Origin of the sequence: Roseburia amylophila, assembly GCF_025567465.1 — a bacterium.
In the GTDB taxonomy this organism is placed as follows: Bacteria; Bacillota; Clostridia; order Lachnospirales; family Lachnospiraceae; genus Roseburia_C; species Roseburia_C amylophila.
Genome location: NZ_JAOQKI010000012.1, coordinates 1 through 22061, shown reverse-complemented (window position 1 = coordinate 22061; position 22061 = coordinate 1). Strand labels below are relative to the sequence as shown.

Annotated in this window: 21 protein-coding genes; 2 read left to right on the top strand and 19 right to left on the bottom strand. The window is 40.5% G+C overall.

Annotated features, from left to right (window positions below; genetic code table 11):
• Positions 1–4: 4 nt before the first annotated feature.
• From OCV43_RS08985 to OCV43_RS08965, 5 genes are all read right to left on the bottom strand, one after another.
• A complete protein-coding gene (locus OCV43_RS08985; protein ID WP_262623898.1) occupies positions 5–1066 on the bottom strand; it encodes a glycosyltransferase in 1062 nt (353 codons plus the stop codon).
• Position 1067: 1 nt separating this feature from the next.
• A complete protein-coding gene (locus tag OCV43_RS08980) occupies positions 1068–2210 on the bottom strand; it encodes a CgeB family protein (protein WP_262623897.1) in 1143 nt (380 codons plus the stop codon).
• 56 nt (positions 2211–2266) lie between these two features.
• Positions 2267–2653, bottom strand: coding sequence for a DUF8042 domain-containing protein (locus tag OCV43_RS08975; RefSeq protein WP_022242908.1), 387 nt, complete (start codon positions 2651–2653; stop codon positions 2267–2269).
• A 61-nt stretch (positions 2654–2714) separates the two neighbouring features.
• Positions 2715–3974: a glycosyltransferase family protein gene (locus tag OCV43_RS08970; protein WP_262623896.1), complete on the bottom strand. Its 1260-nt coding sequence runs from the start codon at positions 3972–3974 to the stop codon at positions 2715–2717.
• A 1-nt stretch (position 3975) separates the two neighbouring features.
• Positions 3976–5553 carry a glycosyltransferase gene (locus tag OCV43_RS08965; RefSeq protein WP_262623895.1) on the bottom strand — a complete coding sequence of 526 codons (1578 nt, stop codon included), beginning with the start codon at positions 5551–5553 and terminating at the stop codon, positions 3976–3978.
• Between the two features lie 118 nt (positions 5554–5671).
• Here OCV43_RS08965 and OCV43_RS08960 point away from each other — a divergent pair, with 118 nt between their 5' ends.
• The gene (locus tag OCV43_RS08960; protein ID WP_262623894.1) at positions 5672–6838 is read left to right on the top strand and encodes a CgeB family protein; all 1167 of its coding nucleotides are present in this window, start codon (positions 5672–5674) and stop codon (positions 6836–6838) included.
• A gap of 13 nt (positions 6839–6851) precedes the next feature.
• Positions 6852–8021, top strand: coding sequence for a CgeB family protein (locus tag OCV43_RS08955; protein ID WP_262623893.1), 1170 nt, complete (start codon positions 6852–6854; stop codon positions 8019–8021).
• Here the strand turns inward: OCV43_RS08955 and OCV43_RS08950 are convergent.
• From OCV43_RS08950 to flgM, 14 genes are all read right to left on the bottom strand, one after another.
• Positions 8005–9837, bottom strand: coding sequence for a motility associated factor glycosyltransferase family protein (locus OCV43_RS08950; protein ID WP_262623892.1), 1833 nt, complete (start codon positions 9835–9837; stop codon positions 8005–8007). The two genes, OCV43_RS08955 and OCV43_RS08950, sit on opposite strands and share 17 nt — an antisense overlap.
• Position 9838: 1 nt before the next feature.
• A complete protein-coding gene (locus tag OCV43_RS08945) occupies positions 9839–10138 on the bottom strand; it encodes a hypothetical protein (RefSeq protein WP_022242370.1) in 300 nt (99 codons plus the stop codon).
• 260 nt (positions 10139–10398) lie between these two features.
• Positions 10399–11226, bottom strand: coding sequence for a flagellin N-terminal helical domain-containing protein (locus OCV43_RS08940; RefSeq protein WP_117697322.1), 828 nt, complete (start codon positions 11224–11226; stop codon positions 10399–10401).
• 188 nt (positions 11227–11414) lie between these two features.
• Positions 11415–11900, bottom strand: a complete 486-nt coding sequence (gene flgN, locus OCV43_RS08935; protein ID WP_262623891.1) for a flagellar protein FlgN — start codon at positions 11898–11900, stop codon at positions 11415–11417.
• Positions 11884–12261 (bottom strand): flagellar export chaperone FliS, encoded by a 378-nt coding sequence (gene fliS, locus OCV43_RS08930; protein WP_022242367.1) that lies wholly within the window; start codon positions 12259–12261, stop codon positions 11884–11886. The genes flgN and fliS overlap by 17 nt, the downstream gene beginning before the upstream one ends.
• Positions 12262–12326: 65 nt before the next feature.
• Positions 12327–14639: a flagellar filament capping protein FliD gene (gene fliD, locus OCV43_RS08925; RefSeq protein WP_262623890.1), complete on the bottom strand. Its 2313-nt coding sequence runs from the start codon at positions 14637–14639 to the stop codon at positions 12327–12329.
• A gap of 12 nt (positions 14640–14651) precedes the next feature.
• Positions 14652–15074: a flagellar protein FlaG gene (locus tag OCV43_RS08920; protein WP_262623889.1), complete on the bottom strand. Its 423-nt coding sequence runs from the start codon at positions 15072–15074 to the stop codon at positions 14652–14654.
• Between the two features lie 87 nt (positions 15075–15161).
• Positions 15162–15377: a carbon storage regulator CsrA gene (gene csrA, locus OCV43_RS08915; RefSeq protein ID WP_022242364.1), complete on the bottom strand. Its 216-nt coding sequence runs from the start codon at positions 15375–15377 to the stop codon at positions 15162–15164.
• A gap of 1 nt (position 15378) precedes the next feature.
• Positions 15379–15840, bottom strand: coding sequence for a flagellar assembly protein FliW (gene fliW / locus OCV43_RS08910; RefSeq protein ID WP_022242363.1), 462 nt, complete (start codon positions 15838–15840; stop codon positions 15379–15381).
• 16 nt (positions 15841–15856) lie between these two features.
• The gene (locus OCV43_RS08905) at positions 15857–17368 is read right to left on the bottom strand and encodes a flagellin N-terminal helical domain-containing protein (protein ID WP_262623888.1); all 1512 of its coding nucleotides are present in this window, start codon (positions 17366–17368) and stop codon (positions 15857–15859) included.
• Positions 17369–17382: 14 nt separating this feature from the next.
• Positions 17383–19233, bottom strand: coding sequence for a flagellar hook-associated protein FlgK (gene flgK / locus OCV43_RS08900; protein WP_117697332.1), 1851 nt, complete (start codon positions 19231–19233; stop codon positions 17383–17385).
• An 18-nt stretch (positions 19234–19251) separates the two neighbouring features.
• The gene (gene flgK, locus OCV43_RS08895; protein WP_262623887.1) at positions 19252–20994 is read right to left on the bottom strand and encodes a flagellar hook-associated protein FlgK; all 1743 of its coding nucleotides are present in this window, start codon (positions 20992–20994) and stop codon (positions 19252–19254) included.
• Positions 20995–21011: 17 nt separating this feature from the next.
• On the bottom strand, positions 21012–21524 hold the full coding sequence (locus tag OCV43_RS08890; protein WP_262623886.1) for a flagellar protein FlgN: 513 nt from the start codon (positions 21522–21524) through the stop codon (positions 21012–21014).
• Positions 21525–21540: 16 nt separating this feature from the next.
• Positions 21541–21822 (bottom strand): flagellar biosynthesis anti-sigma factor FlgM, encoded by a 282-nt coding sequence (gene flgM / locus OCV43_RS08885; protein WP_117841495.1) that lies wholly within the window; start codon positions 21820–21822, stop codon positions 21541–21543.
• Between the last annotated feature and the right edge of the window lie 239 nt (positions 21823–22061).

Below are 22061 nucleotides of genomic sequence, written 5' to 3'. Positions count from 1 at the left end.
GTATCTATTCACCCTTTGAACATGCCCTGATTCTCTCCTGTGCTTTTGCATAATCTCCGCATTTCCGGTAATATTCCAGTGCCTGTCCGATGTCTCCGAGGCACTCCCGGATTACGCCTGCATTGTAATATGCCAGATAAGAATTTGTTCCTGTCATCCGTGCGCTCTTATACTCCGTTGCCTTTAAGAACTCAGCTACTGCTTCTTCGTAACGTTCATTATTCATATAGATGAGTCCCATCAGAAACTTGAAATCCGCACAGTCTCCAAACTCTTCATAAATCCCCTGAAACTGCAATGCCGTTTCAACCCGCCCGGTATTCAAAAGTGCGTATCCATAGCTTTCTACCATGTCAATTACATATTCCAGCTTTGGATTCAAGTCATAGCCCAATGCTTTTTCAAAATACCGGATTGCTTCTTCATAATCCTCTGCCATATAATAGCTTTTTCCAATCTGATACATGAAATAAGTATCATCCGGATGGTTCTCCAACTCTTTTAACAATAACTTCAGATTACGTTCTGCTTTTTTCCTCCGCTCCTCTTCGGTGCCTTCATAACCATCATGCAAGATAACAACCGGAGCAAGGTAGGTTTCATACTCTTCTTTATTTTTTGCTGTAACCTGTTCGTGGATACTGCCCGAATATTCATATTGCTGTCTGGAGAATATCCGGTTAATCCGTTCTATGTATTCTGTTTCCTGCTCTCCTACGGAAACGCGGTTAATTCTTTTGATTCGCCCTACCATAGAAGGATGCTGCTTTAACAAATTTTCCAGCTCGCCTGTATCTATTTCCTGTAAATATTCATCACTGTCTATCATCATAACAATGTCATTGGACGCCAGAGTCAATGCATAATTCCGTGCTGCGGAGAAATCATTGCACCAGCTGAAATAGCATACTTTATCTGCATATTTTTTTGCCATGGCAACCGTATCATCCGTAGAGCCGGTATCTACCACAACAATTTCAAAGCCATATCCCGTCAGATGTTTCAGGCATTTTTTCAATTTTTCTGATTCATTTTTTGTAATGATACATACAGAAATTTTTCTCATGCTATAAGTCCTCAAGTATTACTTTCATCCGTTCTTCAAATCGAAAATCATCTTTTACCCGCTGTAAACCTCTGGCTGCAATCTCTTTTCGTTCTTCCTCATGCTGCAAATAGTAATTCACCAGATAATAAAGTTCCTCTAAATCTCCATAAGTAACCATTTCTTCTCCCAGCCGGAAGTACTCTGCCAACTCTTCCTGAAAGTTTGAAATCACAAATCCACCACTGGCAAGAATATCAAGTATACGCAGTGGAATTCCTGTCCGGATTGTTTTCAGCGAAATATTAAGATTCACTTTGGAGCATTTAAATGCTTTTGGCATCTGGGTATAATAATCGATATAATTCTTCTTTCTTATCTTTGGTATGGCTACATCCTGTTCTCCGGAATAGAGTGCTACATCAAAATGATTGGAAAGAAGCGTTAATATTTCCTGCCGCTCTCTTCGTGTAATCTCACTGGCCAGCAAAAATTCAATTTCACGATGATTTACCGTAATCTCTCCATTCCACTGTTTCTGATAAACTGCATTCATGTTCTGAATCAAATCATCCGTTATAAAATCCGGCAGGAAATAGCCGCCATATACTTTTTTCTGAGCCGCAATCACACCTTCCAAATATCCTCTGTCATACTCTTTCAAAGGTGCCATATACTGTGGATAGACAGTCTGATATAATTTTCCTACCAGTGAAATCTCTGCTCCATATTCCTTTTTATCGACTTCTGTAACTGCAACCGGATAAAATGTTTCCACATCTGCTGCCAGTGGCAAATAGCCGGCATTGATTCCCTGTCTTTGATATTCTTCTGCCTGTCCATGGTCAAAAAAATACACTTTTGTATAGGAATTCTTCAGCGCCTGTACATTGCGGATATGAATCGGAGAATCATAGACCCACGCACGATAAGGCAGTTTATGATTCTGGCATACATCAGAAATAGCCGGATTAAAATTTATAGAGATCACTGCATCATACGCCTGCTGCGAAATCCTCTTTTCCAACTGCTCTGCAAACCGATCATCCGATTCCCAGTCATTCATCTGATAAAAGAAGGTATCATAAGCAATATTCAATCTGTGTAACGCACGTTCCATTCCTTTTCCCATAAAAGAATGCCATTGCCAGAATAATATTTTCATCGTTCTCTCCTGCTTTGCAACGAAAAACACTGATACCTTTCGATATCAGTAGTTTTTTAATTCATCTTAACTTTGGCTACTTCTTCCAGTTTTTCAAAGAATGGTATCATGTCCTTCTCAAAGACTTCTGCAAGCTTCTCATCATCTTTTTTCTGATATATTTTGCTGAAATTTACAAACAGAGCATTTGCTGCCTGCTTATCAATAAGCTGCTCGATTTCATTGAGATAGTCCATTGTTCCATTTAAGACCTGAATTTCCCAGTTCATACCTTTGATAATGCTCAAAAGATATTCATCGGTATCCGGCTGACGATTTCCATGTAATTCTTCCATTACATTTCTCATAGATTTTAATAATTTCGGGCTGTACTCCGTCAATACTTTTAACGCTTCTTTTTCTTCTCTTCTATTATCTTCCATGATATTTTCACCCTGGCACATCCTGTGCCGCCTTTCTATAGAATGTATATCGGTTCATTCCTTCATTTTCACAAGAGTATTTTCACTTTTCACTGCATTTTCTTTCCTTGGCATCTATTTCATCAATAAATGCAAGAAGCTTTTTCGCACTCTGCTCCCAGGTATAATTTTCCTTTGCTTTCCTGTAAGCATTCTCTGCAATCATCTGCAGGTTATCTCTTCCTGCCCCTTCCAGATAATCCGTAAGCAGTTCCGGAATCTTATAAAGTTCATTCAACCGGTACATGAGAATATCTTTCCCATCTGTAAACTGCTCTTTCAGATAAGTGCTTTCATCGGTAAGTACCACGCTATGCTGTAACATGCTGTTTGCAATCCGTTCCGTAAATCCATCCTTATGCCAGGCCATCACATTAAAAGATATAAGGCTTTTTTCCATGACTTCAAGGCTTTCTCTCATATCCACCGCTTCATGGATACGAAGATATGGTGAATCCCCAAACGGGCTCTTCTTCCAACTGTCCCCGAATACTTCCAGTGTAATGCCTGCTTCCAAAATTACCTTTACTGCTTTTTCCCGGTAATAGGACATGATGCAATAAATCATTGGCTTGACGCCATCTAATACTTCTAAAAATTCTTCATCCGATAGTACAATTCCATCTTTTCGTAAGGATTCTTCCAATGCTTTCTCCGCAGTCTCTTCCGGGTGCTGTTTCATCCGAAACAGAAAATGGGCTGCTATCTTTTTAATGATTCCCTGGCTATTTCTGATCAGTGGCAGATAACTCCGATAGTCCGTATAGGTGCCAATAAAGGATATCTGATATTCCTTTTTATCCTGCGCTCCCCTCAAATTCCGCTCTGCTTCCTGTTTTCCATTCTCTCCTGCTGCCTTCTCACAACCTCCCGGAAAGATAATGGAACTTCCTGCAATTCTCGGATAATACTTTTCTATAAATGCCGCATAATTTCTGTCATGGGTTGCACTATAGCAATGCTCCGGCATTCTGATATAATGATTCTTCATCCAGATTGGATGGTCAAACTGGAAATTTATTTTTGGTCCCTTTATCAAATCATGTAAATAAATGCCTGCCTTCGGAAGATAAATATCAAAAAGATAACTCTGAAAGCCAATTACCGCCTGATATGTTTTTCCTGCATAAGCTGCCAGAGCTGCTTCGCCGCTCTGCTTCACATCAAAATATTCTACCTCTTCTCCAAGCCTCTGCAACGCTTCTCCCAGTTGCTCTGCAAATGTATTTAAAATGTTATAGCAGATTGGTTCTCCCTTATAGATTAAAATTGTCCCTTTCGCTTCTCTTATTCTATGCTCCATGTTATCTCCCGTCCGGATGCTGTACCTGCTTTTCCTGCCTTATTGTATAAGTTTCCACAAATTCACATAACCTTCGATAGTTTTCTTTTTCATCTACTGCAAGAATTTCCTCTGCTTTTCTGCGGCATGCTTCCTTCTTCTTCTCCATGAATCCTTTATCTTCACAATATTGATGTACCAGATTTACCATCAACTCAATAGAATCACAGGTGAATACCTTGCCCACATTTACCTGCACATCGCAGTTGTCCAGTGTCACTACCGGAATTTCCTGTAAAATTGCATACAGGGCTCCGGTACCGCCGCCCTGTCTTGGCGGGTTCAAAAACAAATCTCCTATGGTCATGGTTTTCTGTAATTCTTCGGTATATCCAAGGAAATAAAAACGCTCCCGATATGCTTCTGCTATCCTTTTTTCCAGTGCCTCGCAATTTCCAATGACCGCCAGTACTGCTTTTGGATTTTCCTCTAGCATCGTATAAATCGTCTTAAGAAAATCCTCTGTTACTTCCTGCACCAGCCGGTTTCCCACCAGTAAAATTACGAACTTGTCTTCTGGGATGCCATAATTTTCTTTCTTCTCTTTTTCCACAACCACTGTATTTCCCACAATGGAATGTTTTACTTTCACAAACTGCTGGTACGGTTTCAGCCAGCTCTGATATCGTCTTTCTTCCGCCATGGTATAATCCAAAGCCAGTACGATAATCGGTGCATTGGTCACAGGAATTGTCTTAACGCACCTTCTGGTTAATACGGTAGTGAACTGTCGGCACAAATCAGCCAATATTGTTTTATCACCGATTTCAAGCACCCACTCAGGTGCTTCCTGCCATATCATTTCCGCCGCATCATAAAGCTGTTCCGGATAATGTTCTTCTGTAAAAAGCAGATTATAACCCTTCAGTTCCTCTCCTTCTATCTCGCCCTGAAATGCTCCGGCTGTATTCATAAAATTATTCCACAGACACTGCTTATACCACAACGGTGCTGTATTCCGATTTGGCATATAGGCGACATATAATACCACTTCGTAACCCAGTTCCTTTAAATAACGGTTCATCTGCAATGTTATTTCCGTCGGTGCATGCTGTCTTCCGATAAACTGTTTTGTTATCAGAACAATTTTTTTATTCCTTTTTTCCCACGGCAGATAGGAAAATTCTTTTTTATTCTGCTGTCTGATTTCATCCATCAATGCAGTATAAGCGTCACTGTTTCTCTTATATTCTGCCTCTTCATCCTTTATCATTTCACTGGCAAAAATTGTCCGCTGCAACTGATTCATTAATTCCACTTTCTGCCATAAATTCAAAGAGTCATCTGCCGTTAATTCTCCCATATAAGGAATGATTTTTTCATCCCGAAGAACCGCCAGCAGGGATGACCAGATGTAAATCTGCAATGTTATCGGAAACTTTGCCAATGACTGTTCTATTACGCGCAGCATATTCTGCTGCATCGCTGCATCAAATTTCTGGTAGCTTTCCTTTAACTCCCGCAGCGTTCCTTCTTCATATTCCCCTGTTGCATCCAGCTGCCCCAGTCCTCTTTGTAAAATCCCAAAAAACTGTTCCATATATTTTCTTTTCGTCCTGCGACGATTTCTCCTTATTCTAACCTTGTTTCTTTCCACCGATTTCGTTACAATAGTTATAGTTATTATACTCTATATCCAAGGAAGAGGAAAGTTTATCATGAAAATACTATTCTACCGTTATGGAAGCATTTGCGAACCGGATATTATCGAAGCCATGAAGCATTTAGGGCATGAAGTATTCTGTATTAATCTTGAAATTACCGATAAAAATATTCCCACACAGACAGTCATCAAGCATGTTTCTGATACACTGTTATCATCTTCCTTCGACTGCATTTTCTCAATAAACTTTTATCCTGTTTTATCGGAAATCTGTAATATCATGAAGCTTCCTTATATCTGCTGGACCGTAGACAGTCCTGTCATGGAATTATATTCGGATTCCTATTCGAATGAATGGAACCGTATTTTTCTTTTTGATTCCATGCAATATCAGGACTTTGCGCCATATAACCCGGCTCATACCTTTTTCCTGCCGCTGGCAACCAATGTAAAACGTTGGGATTCCGTTCTTGCTGATTCCAATCCCGATTCTTATAAAAGTGATATTTCCTTTGTTGGATCGCTCTATACGGAAAAATGTCCTTATGATGCCATCAAGAATCCTTCCCCTTATCTCGAAGGATATCTGAATGGAATTATGGATGCACAGGAACAGATTTACGGTGCATTTCTTTTAAATGAATTGCTGCCGGATTCTATTGTCAAAGAATTTATTGACTGTATGCCGGATTATTATATTCCGCCGGAAAAAGCCAGACGGGTTGACCGGGATATCATTGCACAGCAGTACCTTGGCATGAAGGTAACTGCCAATGAGCGGAAGCACCTTTTGTCCCTTCTTGGCTCCCATTTTTCAGTAGACTTATACACCGGAAGTGATGCAGACGCTCTTCCTGTCCACAATCGTGGACGGGTTATGACTTTAACAGAAATGCCTCAGGTCTTTGCCCACAGCAAAATTAATCTGAACATGACCTGCAAATCCATCCGGAACGGTATTCCCCTTCGTGTCTTTGATGTTCTTGGATGCGGTGGCTTCTTACTGACAAATTATCAGAATGATTTAAGTGAATGTTTTACCATTGGAGAAGATTTAGACATCTATACCAGTCCTGATGACCTTCTGTCTAAATGCGAATACTATCTTTCCCATGAAAAAGAACGGATAGAAATTGCCGAAAACGGCTATCAGAAAGTATTAAATCATTATACTTATGAGAAACAGCTTCAGAAAATGTTATCCTCTGCGCGCTCTCTTTAATGAAAGGAACTCTATGAAAATATTATTTCTTGATTCACCGGCTTTTGCCAAAAAAGATATGTTAGAAGCATTTCATAACTGCAACATTGAAACCGATTTATTTATGCACGAGGATTATAATGTCCGCAAAAGTGCTGCCTATGATGCGGCTTTTGATGCTGCTGTAGAAAATACTTCCTACGACTTTGTATTTTCCTTTAACTATTATCCGATTCTGGCCACCTGTGCCCATCGGCATAATCTCCGTTATGTTTCCTATGTTTATGACAGTCCGCTGGTGGCTTTGTATTCCTTTACGATTACTTATCCCACCAATTATATTTTTCTTTTCGATTATCCAATTTACGAAGAGTTAAAGCAGGGGGGCATTGACCGGGTATTCTATCTGCCGCTTGCCGCAAATGCAAAAAGACTTTCCACCATGCAGGCAGCAGATTCTATCCTTGATATAATCTCTTCCGAGATTTCTTTTGTCGGTTCTCTTTATAACGAAGACCACCTGCTTTATGACCGCCTATATCAGAAGCTTCCTGCCTTTACGAAGGGATACCTCGATGCAATTATCGCAGCCCAGCAGCAGGTATATGGTGAATTTCTAATTCCCGGTTTATTAAATGATACCATCTTAAGTGATATGCAAAAATCCGTTCCATATGCGCCTAATGAAGACGGCATCGAAACACCGTGCTATATTTATGCCAACTATTTCCTTGCCAGGAAACTGGCAGAATTAGACCGCACTGCAATCCTAAAAAAGCTTTCCGCAGCGCATCAGGTGAAGCTTTATACCAACAATCCTACTCCGCAGCTTCCCAAAGTTGAAAATATGGGAGCCATTGACTATTATGAGATTATGCCTCTGGTTTTCCAACATTCAAAGATTAATCTTAACATTACATTGCGCAGTATCCAAAAGGGCATTCCTCTGCGGGCATTCGATATTATGGGAAGCGGTGGTTTCCTGCTGACCAATTATCAGGAAGATTTTCTGAATTACTTTGTTCCGGGAGAAGATTTCATTTATTATTCTTCCTATGAGGAAGCAGAAACTTATGCCGACTATTATCTTTCCCACGAAAAAGAACGTCAGCAGATTGCTGCCAACGCCCTTGGTAAAATTTTAGAGGCCCACACCTTTGAGCACCGGATTCAAACCATGTTATCTGTTATAGACGGTCAATAAATTTTTCATGTAAATCTGCTATGAGTCGGTCTACCGCAGATTCATAGCCCTTGTACCAGGCTTTTGCACGATTGCATAAGTCTGGTATTGTTAAATCTGCAGATAATACATCATCCCCAATGGAAAATTCTATTTCACTGTTATAATATAGTAACAAATCCTGCACCGGCTCTTTCTGGATTTCTTCATTGAGATTTCCAAATTCTGTCAGAAGTTTCTTCTGCTCCTCTACATTTCCATCTTTGGATGCCTGTTCTAACTGCTCTGCAACTTTCGTTGCTTTCTTAATATTTTCCTTTACTTCTTCCAGACGCTTCGGCTCTTCCTTTATCTCATTGATAATATCCTGCCGTTCTTCCTCTGAAAATGCCAACGGTACTTCCTGCAATAATTTTTCGAAATCAATTTCTTTCGTGCAGGAATCAATGACTTCTTTTAATGTCATCACTTTTGCGCCTTCTATTTTCGCGCCACCCTCTGTTGCATTGATTACCGTAATATCCTCCGGCAATTTTAAGATTTCATTTTCAATCCATTTCCGGTACATATCCATCTGATAATCCGTATCCAGCATGGTTCCGTCATTACCTTTTACCTGTACGATGACACGTTTCTTCTGGTGCTGCTCATTTTCTTTTTCATCCATCTTCAGACCGCTGTTATAGCTCTGTCCTCCGGTAAAAGCCAAATCCTGACCGATAAATACAATTTTCTTAAAGCCCAGTGCCTTTACCAGTGAAAATGCGCTGGTCGAAATAGAGCCTCCGGTTAAAATATCATCTAAGACATAGCCTTTCTTTTCTATTACAGCCTTTGCAAACATGTTACACGGAAATTCATCATAGAAATGTTTGCCGGTATGTCTCTTTACGATTTCTTCTCTGGATATTGCCTCAAATACAAACGGAAATGTGCTGATATCGATTCCTTCAAAAAAGCGGTCTGCAACTCTTGCGTCTACCGTCATTCCCAAATCCGGTGTAATTCCGGCATTTACTACTGCCCGGAGTGCTGCATCCACCACAAGAATCAATGCTTTTCCTTTCGCCCGCTTCAGTTCCTGCACATTTTTATTTAAGGATGGTCCTGCCGCCACAATAATTGCCGGTACATCACTCAAATCCTCCTCCGCAAGACATTCTTTCAGATAATGGGTATCTGTCTGCCAGAGATAATCATACATATTACTGAGAGCATGCGCCGCAAACTCATCCCGGAAATTATAGATGGTATTCCGATATATTTTCGTCTTATTCATGAAATATATCATAGTCTCTAACATATGTTTACATTCCTTCGGATAAATAGAATCATAATTTGGAAGAATGCCAAGGCGCATCATCCGGATATTGTTAAAGCTGATACCGGATTCTAAATAATCCTGCAGCATATTCTCTGACTCTACTATCAAATACACATTTTTCTTCTTTAAAAGTTCAGTATAATCAAAGGTCTCTAATGTTTTTTGGAAAATAGCAACGGATGGTTCATATACAATAAGTGTCATGGTCTCATCCAGCGTCTGCGCCAATGCTTCTATACTTCTTCCGTCTCCAAATCCCAAAAGAAAGAACACACTGTAGGAGCCTTCTTTTTCAAACTGGCTGACATACTGCATGGATGCTTCCTTTGGATTATATTTACTATTTAACCGGTATTCCAATCCGCCCTTTGTCACAATCGGATAAAGCATTTCATCTTCCGCTGCTTCATAGCGTATCTCTACTGATTGCTCCGGCTGTGCCGTTTCCAGATATTCATGAAGTCTTACATGGTGTTCCCGGATTGCCTGCATATTCTTTTCGTATATCGTCATATTATATCTCCCATCCCATATATCTGCCATATTCATAGTTCAGGCAATCTGCCAGTTCCATGATCTGATGATTCTGATATGCATGAATCAGATGCTCCAATATGGTAACTGCCTGTTCCTGTATTGCTACGTCGGTTTCACCTTTTTCTGTATAATATGTAATTTGTTCTAACAGGCTATCCTTTATCTCCTGAATATGTGCACCAATCCATGGATAAGTTTCCTCCTGCTGGTTCTGATACAGCTTCCGGATTACTGCTTTCATTTCCTCTTGTAACTGACTATACTTTCCTGCTTCCACTTTAGAGTACCTCGTCTTATCTCTTTTCTTCTATTCTACATGATACTAATCTTTTCGTCACTAAGAAAATAATTATCACTACCCGTGTAACAAAGAATGTGCCTTAGCACATTCTCGCGCCTGCGCCATCTAGCTTATACGCCGCAGTGCGCATCCTCGCAGAGCGTTTTTTTACTTTACAGGAAAGCAATTTCCTGTAAAGTAAAAAATAAAGCCGACCCTTTCGGGTCAGCTTTACTTTTATGGTTGAGTACTTATGATTACTGAAGTAAGGATAATACACCCTGAGTAGACTGATTAGCCTGTGCTAACATAGACTGACCTGCCTGAGCAAGGATGTTATTCTTGCTGTATGTAACCATTTCAGAAGCCATATCTGTATCACGGATACGGGATTCTGCTGACTGAGTATTCTCAGATGTGGTATCCAGGTTGGCAATTGTATGCTCCAGACGGTTCTGGATAGCACCCATTGCGGAACGCTGTTTAGAAACAACTTCGATTGCATCCTGAACTGATTTCATGTAAGAACCAGCTTTTGTAAATGTACTTACACTTAAAGCAGCCTTAAGACCAATCTTTGATGCGCACATATTAGCAATTGAGAAGTCGATAGACTGTCCGGAAAGGGCACCTACCTGTAATTTCATCTTGTTTGTTGTTCCAGAGAAAGTACCATCTAACAGGTTCATTGTGTTGAACTGTGTGGTAGACTGGATACGGTCGATTTCAGATGTTAACTGATCCAACTCAGCTTTGATAGCACTTCTATCAACAGTTGTGTTAGTTCCGTTAGCTGCCTGTGTAGCAAGTTCGTTCATACGCTGTAAGATAGAATGTGTTTCATTTAATGCACCCTCAGCGGTCTGTACTAAAGATACACCATCCTGTGCGTTTGAAGAAGCTTTGTTAAGACCACGGATCTGGCTTCTCATTTTCTCAGAAATGGAAAGTCCTGCTGCGTCATCTGCTGCACGGTTGATTTTGTAACCGGAAGATAATTTCTCAGTTGATTTTGCCTGTGCGCTTGTTGTGATACCTAACTGTCTGTTTGTGTTTGCTGCCTGTAAATTGTGCTGTACTACCATAATTAATTCCTCCTTGAATTTAACGTCGCTTCCTTGCGACTACTTGTTTGTTGTTGCAGATATCTTATCGGCCGTACACTCCTCAAATCTATCTGCTAAGTAACAATATCTTGTTTACTTGTTATATATATCGGACGGTTGTCTCGATACTTTATAGTAAATGGAAAATTTTTTTAAATTTTTCCAGTCTACTTCTTATCATCCAGAAATGTGGAACCCGGAGTTCCCATTTTCATCATATTTCTGTAATAGGAATTCACCGCCTGTCTGGATTTCTTTACTTCCTTAATCTGTTTCTTCACGGAAGTAAATTTCTGCTGCATCAATACCTGATTGCGTTTTTCCTGGCTCTGGATTGCAGTACTCTTGTCCATGATTGCGGTAATATCCCGCTTCATCTGAGCAATGTCTTCCGAATATGCCCCTCGGTTCTCTGTCAAATCAGCTCGAACCCGGTCATAAATCTGACTGAATCCGTCATCTAACTTTGATAACTGCTCTACCATATCTGCCTTATGGTTCAGATTTTCTTCCAGTTCATCCGGATCTAAATCCGGATTTTCCAGCATGTCCTTCTGCAATACATTTAATGCCATAATTGTATCCAGCAGTTCTATTTTTTTCGTAAGGCTCTGTTTTAAGATTTCAATATAGCTGTTATTTGCTGTGTGCAAGCTTCATTACCTCTTTCCAAGTATCACGCATGGTGCGAAGGTGTACCAGTACTTCCTCTAAAATTTCTTTATCTTTTTTCATGTTTGCCTCAACCAGACGTTCCTGTAAGTACTTATACACATTTTCAAAGTCCTTTGCAACCGGATACTTATGATTTAAGGTTGCCTGAAACTCTTCTATGATATTTTCTACTTTTACAATATTTGTATGGGCTTTCTGGATATTATTCTCCTCAATTCCCATGATTGCAATATTACAGAATTTGATGGCACCTTCATAAAGCATCAGTGTCAATTCTGCCGGAGAAGCAGTCATAATCTTACTGTTCTGATATGCTGCATATCCATTGTTCATTGTCATCGTGTTACCTCCATGTATTTTCACATTATCACCGGTCTATACCTGTGACTGACATTTATCGGCACTTATGAACCTAAGAGACCTGACAGTGAGGATGTAGACTGCTGTAATTTTGCCAGTGCAGTTTCCATCGCCGCAAATTTCTTATAATAAGAATCTTCCATCGAAGTAATCTTATCTTCCCACTTCTTAATGGTGGTAGTGTAATTGCTATACTCTTTTGCCATCTGCTTATCATTATAAACAGTCATTGCACTGCTCAGAGAATTAGAGCGCATCTTGGTATCAATCTCATTGTATACACCGGTAACAAGCTGCTGCATGAATGCCGTAACTGTATCCGGGTCTTCCTGTAACATCTGTTTTAACTTATTGGTCTTAGAAGAAACCGCTGAATCATCTGCATCACCATCAATATGATAAGCATTTTCCTCATTCTCATCTGCATTGAGATATCCCAGGGTTGAAATACCAAAGCTGGAAAGGCTGTAACTCTTGCCATTCACAGTATATCCCTTATACATGGCACTGGTCATGGAATTTAAAAGATTACCCAGACTGTCATCCCGGCGAAGCAATGCACTCTTTACCTTCTTCTCCCATTCCTCGACTTCAGAATCTGTCATGGCATCTTTTTCTTCCGTTGTCAACGGCTCATATCCTTTGGCAGAATCTGCGTTATAAAGAGAAGTCATCTCATTAATCAGGGAATTATATTCTTTTAAGAAATCTTTTATTTTCTTGTATACACCGTCTACGTCATTCTTTACCGTTACGTTAATCTCGCTACCTTCGGTGGAAGCCAGCGCCTCAATCTTCAGTCCGTTAATGCTGAAGGAGTTAGAGGATGACGTATATTTTGCATTATTTACATAAATCTCTGCATCCTGACCATCTATGCGGGTTGCATCCGTATTGTACTGTGTCTTGTCAGCTGCATTGGCAAGCTGTTTTACCGCATAGGAAATACGTGCCTCTAATGCCGCCTGATCTTCCCCATTATCTAACAGGGCATATTTCTCAAGGACTGCTTTATTATCACTGATAATCTGATTCTGGGCAGTAATACTGTCCTGCTCTTTCGTAATCTTATCATTGTATGCATTGGTAAGTTCTTCTATGGATGCATATTCTGAATCTGCTGCCCCCTTATAAGCATGCTGTACACTGGTAATGAAATCATTCATATCCGCTTTTTCATCAGCTGTCAGGGTGTCATCAGCTGCCTGGGCATCATACTTGTCTACTGCTGCCTTTGCTGCCGCAAATTCTGCAATGGTAACCTGTTTTACATCTTCTCCGGCATTTTCATCCTTCTTCTCAACAAGACCTGCTTTGGCTGCAAGGGCATTCAGGCGGTCTGTACCGGTTGCTTTTTTATCATCTGCGACTGTATCGTCTGCTACAATCAGCTTTCCTTCTGAATCTCTTTTAAAGTTTCCATCATCATCCAATTCATATGTTTTGGATAAATCAGCTTTGGACATAGCTGCCAGTTCATCCAAATCACGGATTTCTCCTGCATTATCAAGTCCCTTATATGCATTCATCATGGTCTCATAGGAAGATGCATAATTTACCTTTGTTGTATAACCGGAAATCTTAGAGCGCGACTGTGTAATGCTATTATTGGCTGCTGAGATTGCATCCTTGGAATTCTGCAGATCCGCAAGAATCTGCGCTATATCCTGTCCATCATACGCTGCCCATGACTTATAATTCTCTGTATTGCTCTTGGAAGCTACCCTCAAGCCCAGTGCCTTTAATGCTGTGCTTCCATTGTCATCTACTCCTGACAGGCTGAAATCATTGGCTGCTCCTGTGCCGGATGCTGCTACATAGATTCTCTGGTTCGTAGCATCATAAGATGCTTTTACGCCTGCGTCATTTAATTTGGAAACAAAATTACTTACGGTTGTATCTGCTGTCACTTCAATAGTGCTGGTCTTTCCGGCAGATGTCACTTCAATCTTTCCACCGGCAAAGCTGTCATCACCCAATAACTCGCTAAGCTTGGTTGCTCTGGTTGTAGAAGCTGCTAACTGGCCGCCGGTAAGATAACCGGACTTTGCCACCTGATTAATCTTTAAGCTGTAGCTTCCGTTTACAGCAGTACCCTCTGCACTGACACTTGCCTTAGTAGTATCCGACACCGACGCCATCTTGGTCTTATACGCAGAACTGTACTTTAAGCTTGTCATGTTACTGTAAAGACTCTTTACCTTTTTATTTAATGTCTTCCATGCATCCTGCTTCCAGGAAAGCTTGGTCCGTGCTTTTACATATGTATTTTTCTTTACATTATATGCAGATACGAGCTGTGTAACAATCGACTCGGTATCCATTCCTGACGCTAATCCTGATACTCGAATTGCCATCTTAAGTACCTCCTATCTCTTCTCGTCTACCATCAGCCCTGCCATCTCCCAGAGCTTCTGTATCATGTCAAGTGTCTTCTCCGGCGGATATTCTTTAATCACTTTCTTGCTCTCTTTATCCACAATCTTAATGGTAACACGATTGGTTCCTTCATGGATGCCAAAGATTGCTTCTGTATGAGCCTGGCTGCGATTGATGCTCTCCACCGCCTTCTTAACCTGTTCCGAGGAAGCGGCAGTTGCTTTTTCTTCTTCTGCTGGATTCTGACCCTGTGCTGCTGCATTTTCTAATACACTGGCATTTTCCTGCTGCATTTCATCTGCACTTGTCTGTAATCCTTCTGTTGTTACTGCGGAACTTTCTCTTATTGTTCCCTGAACCGGAGAACTTCCCTGATACACCGATCCACTGTTTCTGATTGATTCAATTGACATTGCTTACACCTCCATGTGCTTCTTGTCATTTCCGTTTACCATTGTTCTAACTCTTATATCGGTAGAACCCGTAAATTTATTTAGCGGTTACAGTAAATTTTTCAAAGCTTCTAACCCATCGGCTTTAAGAGAAGCTTCATTTTCTTTCTGAATCTGTAAATATACTTCTTTCCGGTATACCGGCACATTCTTTGGTGCTGAGATGCCGATTTTAATCTGGTCTCCTCTGATCTCCAGTACTGTTATCTCAATATTGTTATTGACAACAAGGGATTCTCCCTTTTTTCTTGTTAATGCCAGCATCTTATTCACCTGCCTTCTTCTTTGCTTCTTCTAAAATTTCATAAATTCTGTATCTTACCGGCAGGTCATCCTCTACGATTATCTGACTCGCTTTTCTTGTGTCTGTATTAATTACAATCGGTGCTTTTAAGTTCACTGCAAGTTCTTTGATATTCTGCGGCACGGTAACTGTTACCAGTACATAAAGGTTATCCTCTTTTATGGTTCCAAGATTCTTTAACAATTCCTCTTCCACACTTGGATTATATGTTTCACAAACGAACAGCGGATCCATTACCGGAAATGCTATCTCTGGCTCGTCCATGGACTGTAACCAGGAAATGGATGGTCTGCCCTCTTTTTCTTCATCGAAGATTAAGGTAAACTTCTTCATATCCGGAAATCCAATGATTCCGTCCTCAAATGTTATGATTTTGCTTTCGTCAATTTCTATTTCCCCAAACAATCTTGTTGCTGCTTTCATGCCAGTTTCTCCTTTCTTACAGATAATCCAGTAAAGTCTGTCTTTCTAATTTAGCGGCCGCCTGTAAAGATGCCTGATATGCAGTATAGGAAGAAGTATAGTCAATGATAATCTCTGATAAATCCTTATCCTCATTGTCTGATTTTAACGCCTCTACCGTCTGCTGCTGATTAGACATGCGGTTCTTTGTAATATCAAGCTGCTGTCCCTTGCTTCCCACATCCGTGATTGCAAGGTTTACATCTGACATATAGCCTTCGAATTTCGTCAATCCCCTGTTAAATACTGTCTGCAGCTGATGGTCTGCATAATCTGCCTGTTTCTGGGCAGCAGCCAGACAGCTTTCCAAATATTCCTGGTCGTCCTTTGAGGAATACTGGCTTAAGCCTTTCATTTCCTTAATGTTATCCACTACACTATGTGCGTCAATCGCTGACTGCACAATGGAAGTAAGATTATCTAAATCTCTTGCGATATCAGAATTGAACGCTGTGCTTGCCTGTGTATTTACCACCAGTGTCTGATTCGATGCAATGGTATATTCAATATCCTGCCGGACTCTCTTTCCGTTTTCAAAATTAGTATATTGGATTGGATTAGCTGCATCTGTATTATTGGTACAGTCAAAATAATTCTCCGGTCGTAATTCTCCTTTGGAAAATCCGGTCTTATCATAATTTACAGAAACCGTTGCTCCGAATGATTTCAGATTTGATGCCAGCGTTTTTCCCATCAGGAATTCACCGGTGTCTTTATTAAATACGATGTCATTATCTGCTATTGCATAAGAAGACGCTTCTAAATCACTGGTGGTAACAGTGGTAACATTCAGCTCTTTCGTGGTCATCTGTCCGGTTGCTGTGTCTTTATAACTGTAACTGATTTTTCCACCAGTAATATCGGTAATATTATCATAGGAAAGGCGCAATCTGTGCAGTGTAGTATTCTCCGGTGTACCCGGTGCTGTCTTTGCAGCTACGTCTGCAGCTGTCGGGGTCTTAACATTTCCATAGGAATAATTATATTCTTCGATTTTATCTGCGGATAAATACTCGCTGATATTATAAGCCTCTTTGCTGTCTGCCTGGAATGTCAAGGTTGAATTCGTCTTATAACCGGTAAATACCGTTCTTCCCGCATAATCTGCATCACCTTCAGAATAAATCTGGTCACTTAAGGACTGTAACTGTTTTAAAATAGTCTTACGGTCTTCTTCCGTCGGCGTTCCATTGGCTCCTGCATCACACTGGGTGTGAATGGTAGTCAGCAGCTTTATCATGTTAGTAAGAGAGGTTTCGGTAACATCTAACCATGCCTCTGCATCAGGAATATTTTTTTCATAATACTGATTAATCTGGCTTAAACTGCTGCGCAGCCGAAGTGCACGGATAGCAATAACCGGGTCATCGGATGGCCTGCTGATTTTCTTCTGTGATGTCATCTGATTATTCAATGTATTCACATTGGTCTTGTTTCCATTGATATTTATTTTGGTATTGCTCATGATCATGTTATTGGTTACTCTCATTCTAACAAACCTCCTTATACTCCGGTCTCTAAGATTAATCTGTCATACATCTCTGCCATAACAGAAACCATCTTGGATGCCAGATTGTATGCATTCTGGAATTTTACTAAGTCCAGTGCTTCTTCATCTTCATCTACACCGGATACCGACTGTCTCTGCATATCGATAGTCGACTCTATATTGGAATAATTCTTGCTGAAAAGCTCCGCTTCTTCTGTATCTACAGAAATATCCGAAAGCAGACACTGTAAGAAATCATCTGCCCCCGTTCCACGGTAAAGCTTGGTATCACTCTCTAATTTCTTCAAGCTATCCAACAATGTATATTTATCCACACCATCGGTGTACTCTGACCTGGTTACTGCTGCAAATCTTCCCGGGTCTGTTATGGACTCTGAATTTACAGCAAAGTTTAATGCTGTCAGCTGATAATAGGTATTGGAACCGGAGGATATCTGTGTATCTGTAAAATCATATTCTCCGCCTAAAGCTCTCTTTCCTACAAAGAAGCTTCCCATTTCTTTTCCATTTAAATCTACTGCCGGATCAGCTGCGTCTCCACGTTCAATATCATTAAATGCTTTGGTAAAGCTCCTTAAGAACTGGTTCATCTGGGACATATAGTACGGGATTCCCATGGCATCCACACTCTTTCCAATGCTGACACTTTCTCCTAAGAACTTGCTTCTCTGGGATGCATTTAACTCCTGTTTTAATGTAAAAGTATAACTTCCATCTGCATTCATGGTAAAATCGGAATAAAGGTAATCATTGTTTAATACGGTTATGATTCCCTGTTCTGCAATGGATAATTTCTCTACATCCGTCATAGATGGATTCTTTACGGTAATCTGTGTTACAGTTCTTCCATCTACCACAGTATTCTGGATACTTCCGGCTTCTGTTCCTATTTTACCGGTAAAGTTCTCTGCATTATTTCCATCCCTCATTTCAAACAAAGCTCTTAAGCTTCCACCCATGGATGCACTGGCTGCATTGAATTTTACTCCGGTATCTGACCAGGTCAGGTCGTATAATCCATCAATATCAGTCTGGTTAATCTTCTGCTCTCTCGCTTCATAAGAAAGGGTACGGTAATCGTATCCGTCCACCATGGTCTGTCCATTGATTTTCACGGTGTATTTATTAATTCCAAGATCCATATCCGGATAGTTACTGTTGGTAATCGGCACTTCTGATATTTCAACTGGAACAATTGCGGAAAGTTCATCCACCAAAAGTGCTCTCTTATCTCTCAGCTCATTGGCATGTCCACCATTGATTTCCACCTGATTAATCTGCTTATTAATCAATGCAATTTTCTCTGCAATGGAGTTTACATTATCTACAGTAGACTTAATCTCATTGTTTAAGGTTCCCTGTAATTCCTGAAGGTTCGTAGCAACTCCGTTAAAATAGGTAGCAAGACTCTGGGCGCTTCCGATAAACTGCTTTCTTACATTCTCATCAAAGTTCGTATGCTGTGTGGTATCCAGATTATTAAACATGGTTTTTAATAATGTGGAAAAACCCTTTTCCGTATCATCATCTGTAAAATATGTCTGAATCTGTTCCATATAGTAAAGACGTTTCTGATACAATCCAAGGTTTCCATTATTATTCCAGTATTTCGTGTCATAATAGCTGTCCCGGAGTTGTGTGACAGAAACCGCATTTACTCCGGTTCCGGTGGTTCCGTATTTTGCATTGACACGCATTCCCTCACCGGCTTCTTTATTCGTTACCTGTTTACTGTAACCTTTGGTCTGTACATTGGATACGTTATTGGCAGCAGTATTTACAGATGCCTGAAATGCATTTAATGCAGATGCTGCTATATTTAATCCAAAAAATTGTGACGGCATATTCCCACCTCTTCTATATTACAATCCGTTAATTAATGTCTCTATCATGTCACTTACCACATTCATAAAACGGCTGGCTGCATTGTAAGCATTCTGGAACTGAATCATACTGGTCAGTTCCTCGTCAGAAGAAACTCCGATTACCTGCTGACGCTTATTATCAACGGTATTTACCGTGTTATTCAGTGTCTCTGACATGGTATTGTAAACAGAACCTGCTGTTCCTGTTTCACCAATCATCTGTGCATAATATTCCATAAAGGTACATTTACTGGTAGCATTCGGATTCAAAGAAATCTCACTCTTCTTCCACATCTCTGTAAATGCGGTACCAAGCTGCTGCGCTACCTGTTTATTATTACTATCCTGTGTCAGATGCGGGATGTAAGATGGCTGGCTGATAATTTCATCATTTACCTTAAGGCTGGACAAGGTATACATTTTAGAAATATCTGTTGCACTTTCCTCATTGTATACATAGTATGTCCTGGTATTTCCAGCCGCATCCGTTACATTCACCTCTGTATAGCGATCCGTTCCTACCCTGGAAAATAGCTCCTGTGGCGGAAGCTTTCCATCACTTCCTACTGCGCAGTTATCTGTATCTAAAACTTTCATCCCCTGTGTAATGGTAAACGCATTTCCATCTGCTGTTGTTCCGGTTAAATCTGTGCCGGCATATTCTACATTCGGACAGAAGATATCATTGATTGCTGTAACCAGTTTATGTACCAGCTGGTCTAATTCTGCTTCTGTAGAAAGCATTACAGACATTCCTGCATCATCATTATATTCCTGACGGGATTTTCCTTCTATATCACGGTAATCTGCCACATAATTTCCACGCTGCATTACCAGTGCCTTCAATTCTCCGATGTCGGTGTTATAAGCAGATGAAATATCTACATTAAAGTTAAATACATTGGCTGTCTGTCCACGATTCGTATCTGACATCTGCGGCCAGTATGGTGTAATATAACCGGTCTCGTCATCTACGCTTTTTCCCATCTCATATACCTGGGCACGATTTACGAAATCAACACCTTCTATTGAAACAAATACAGTTCCATCGTATTTCTCATCATAGTCGATATGAACCAGACCTGCCAGTTCGTCCAGTGCGTTATCCCGCTGGTCTCTTAATTCCATTGCAGTCTCGACTCCACCAGCCTCGATTTTTACAATGTTTTCGTTTAAATCATAGATTTTCTTTCCCAGTTCATTAATCCGGTCAATATCTTTGGAAATTTTTGTATTTAAATTATTCTGATAGTTCTGTAAACTTGTGTAAACGGCTTTCGCCCGTCTGATAAACAGACTCGATTTCTGCATTACAAGGTTCTGGTTTACCGAATCAGACGGATCTTCGGAGAACTCTTCAAATGCAGTATATAAAGACGAGATACTATCCTGGAATGTTTCTCCCTCCAGCTCCTGAAAATAAGTATAAATTTCATTTGTTGCAGAGTAGCATGCGGAATAAAAAGACTGTCTTCCAGTCTCTGTACGATATGATTTATCTAAAAATATATCTCTTGAATGAATGACATCTGCAATGCTTACACCAAGTCCGGACTGCTGATTACTGATTGCTGCATTTTTATCAAATGTATTGTAATGGCGGTCCGCCTGAATGGCCTGCTGGCGCACATATCCGGTTGTGTCAACATTCGCAAGGTTATTTGCTGTCGTATTCAAGGCATTCTGGCTTGTCCGAAGTCCAGAAGAACCAATATATAAACTTCCCATTCCATTTGCCATGGTACTTTTCCTCCTGCCTACTGTTTCGTGTCAAAAGCGCTGCTTCCTAACAAATCTCCGGTATTGTATGCAGATTTGTTATAATTTGCCGTTTCCGGTGCCTGTCGCAGGCTCTTAAACAAGGTCAGGTCAAACTCCACCATCTCTAAGGACTGTTTTATCAGTGCCTGATTCTGTGTGTTTAGCTGTGCCATTTCCTTTAACGTCCTGTGAAGTTTACCCCGAAGTGAAATAAGGCGGCTTTGTTCTTTTGGCTGTGATTCCAGTATCTGTATCATGGTCTCAATGGTAAAATCATCCTTTGATTTACCCAGTACATCTGCCATATCCTGTAAGATAGTTCTGCGGCGCACTTCATATCCATGAAGCACATCTGTCATTTCCTGCTCCATTGCAGTAATTTCTTCCAACCTCTTTACATTTCCGGCAACCAGTACATCTGTCTTCTCTTTTGAAAGAACAATCAACTCCTGATATTGTTTATCTTCCTGCAGAAGTACATCTGCCAAATCCTCCATCAAACTAGCCACGGCTTATCCTCACTTCTTACTTCTTCATTTCGTTATATTTTGCCAGTAACATACTTGCAAAATCTCCGGAATCCACATCATATTTTCCTGACTGGACACTTGTTTTCAGTTCTGCTACTTTATCTTCCCTGATATCCGAAGCTTCTGCGACTGCCTGTTTTGCGATCTGGTAATCTCTTCCCAACTGGGAAATCTGCACTTCATCCCTGCCTGTGCTTACACCATATGGCTGCTGTACTTTACCAGTCTTACTTGTTTTATATATGGATGCAATCTGGTTATAAGCTTCTATACGCATAACGGCATCTCCTTTCTTCCTTGAAATGATTCGCATTTCTGTTGTCTAATCTATTTATCGGACGTTTCTTTGGAAAACTTAGTGCAATTTTAAGAAAATATTTTTTCCTCCTGTTACCGGTCTGTAGTGCCTGCAGCAGCTTCTTGCGTAAAATAGCCCCGGCATCTTGATATGTACCCAGAATCCTGGACACATATTTATGAACTAGGCTGAACACATGGATGCTATCCTGTATTGTA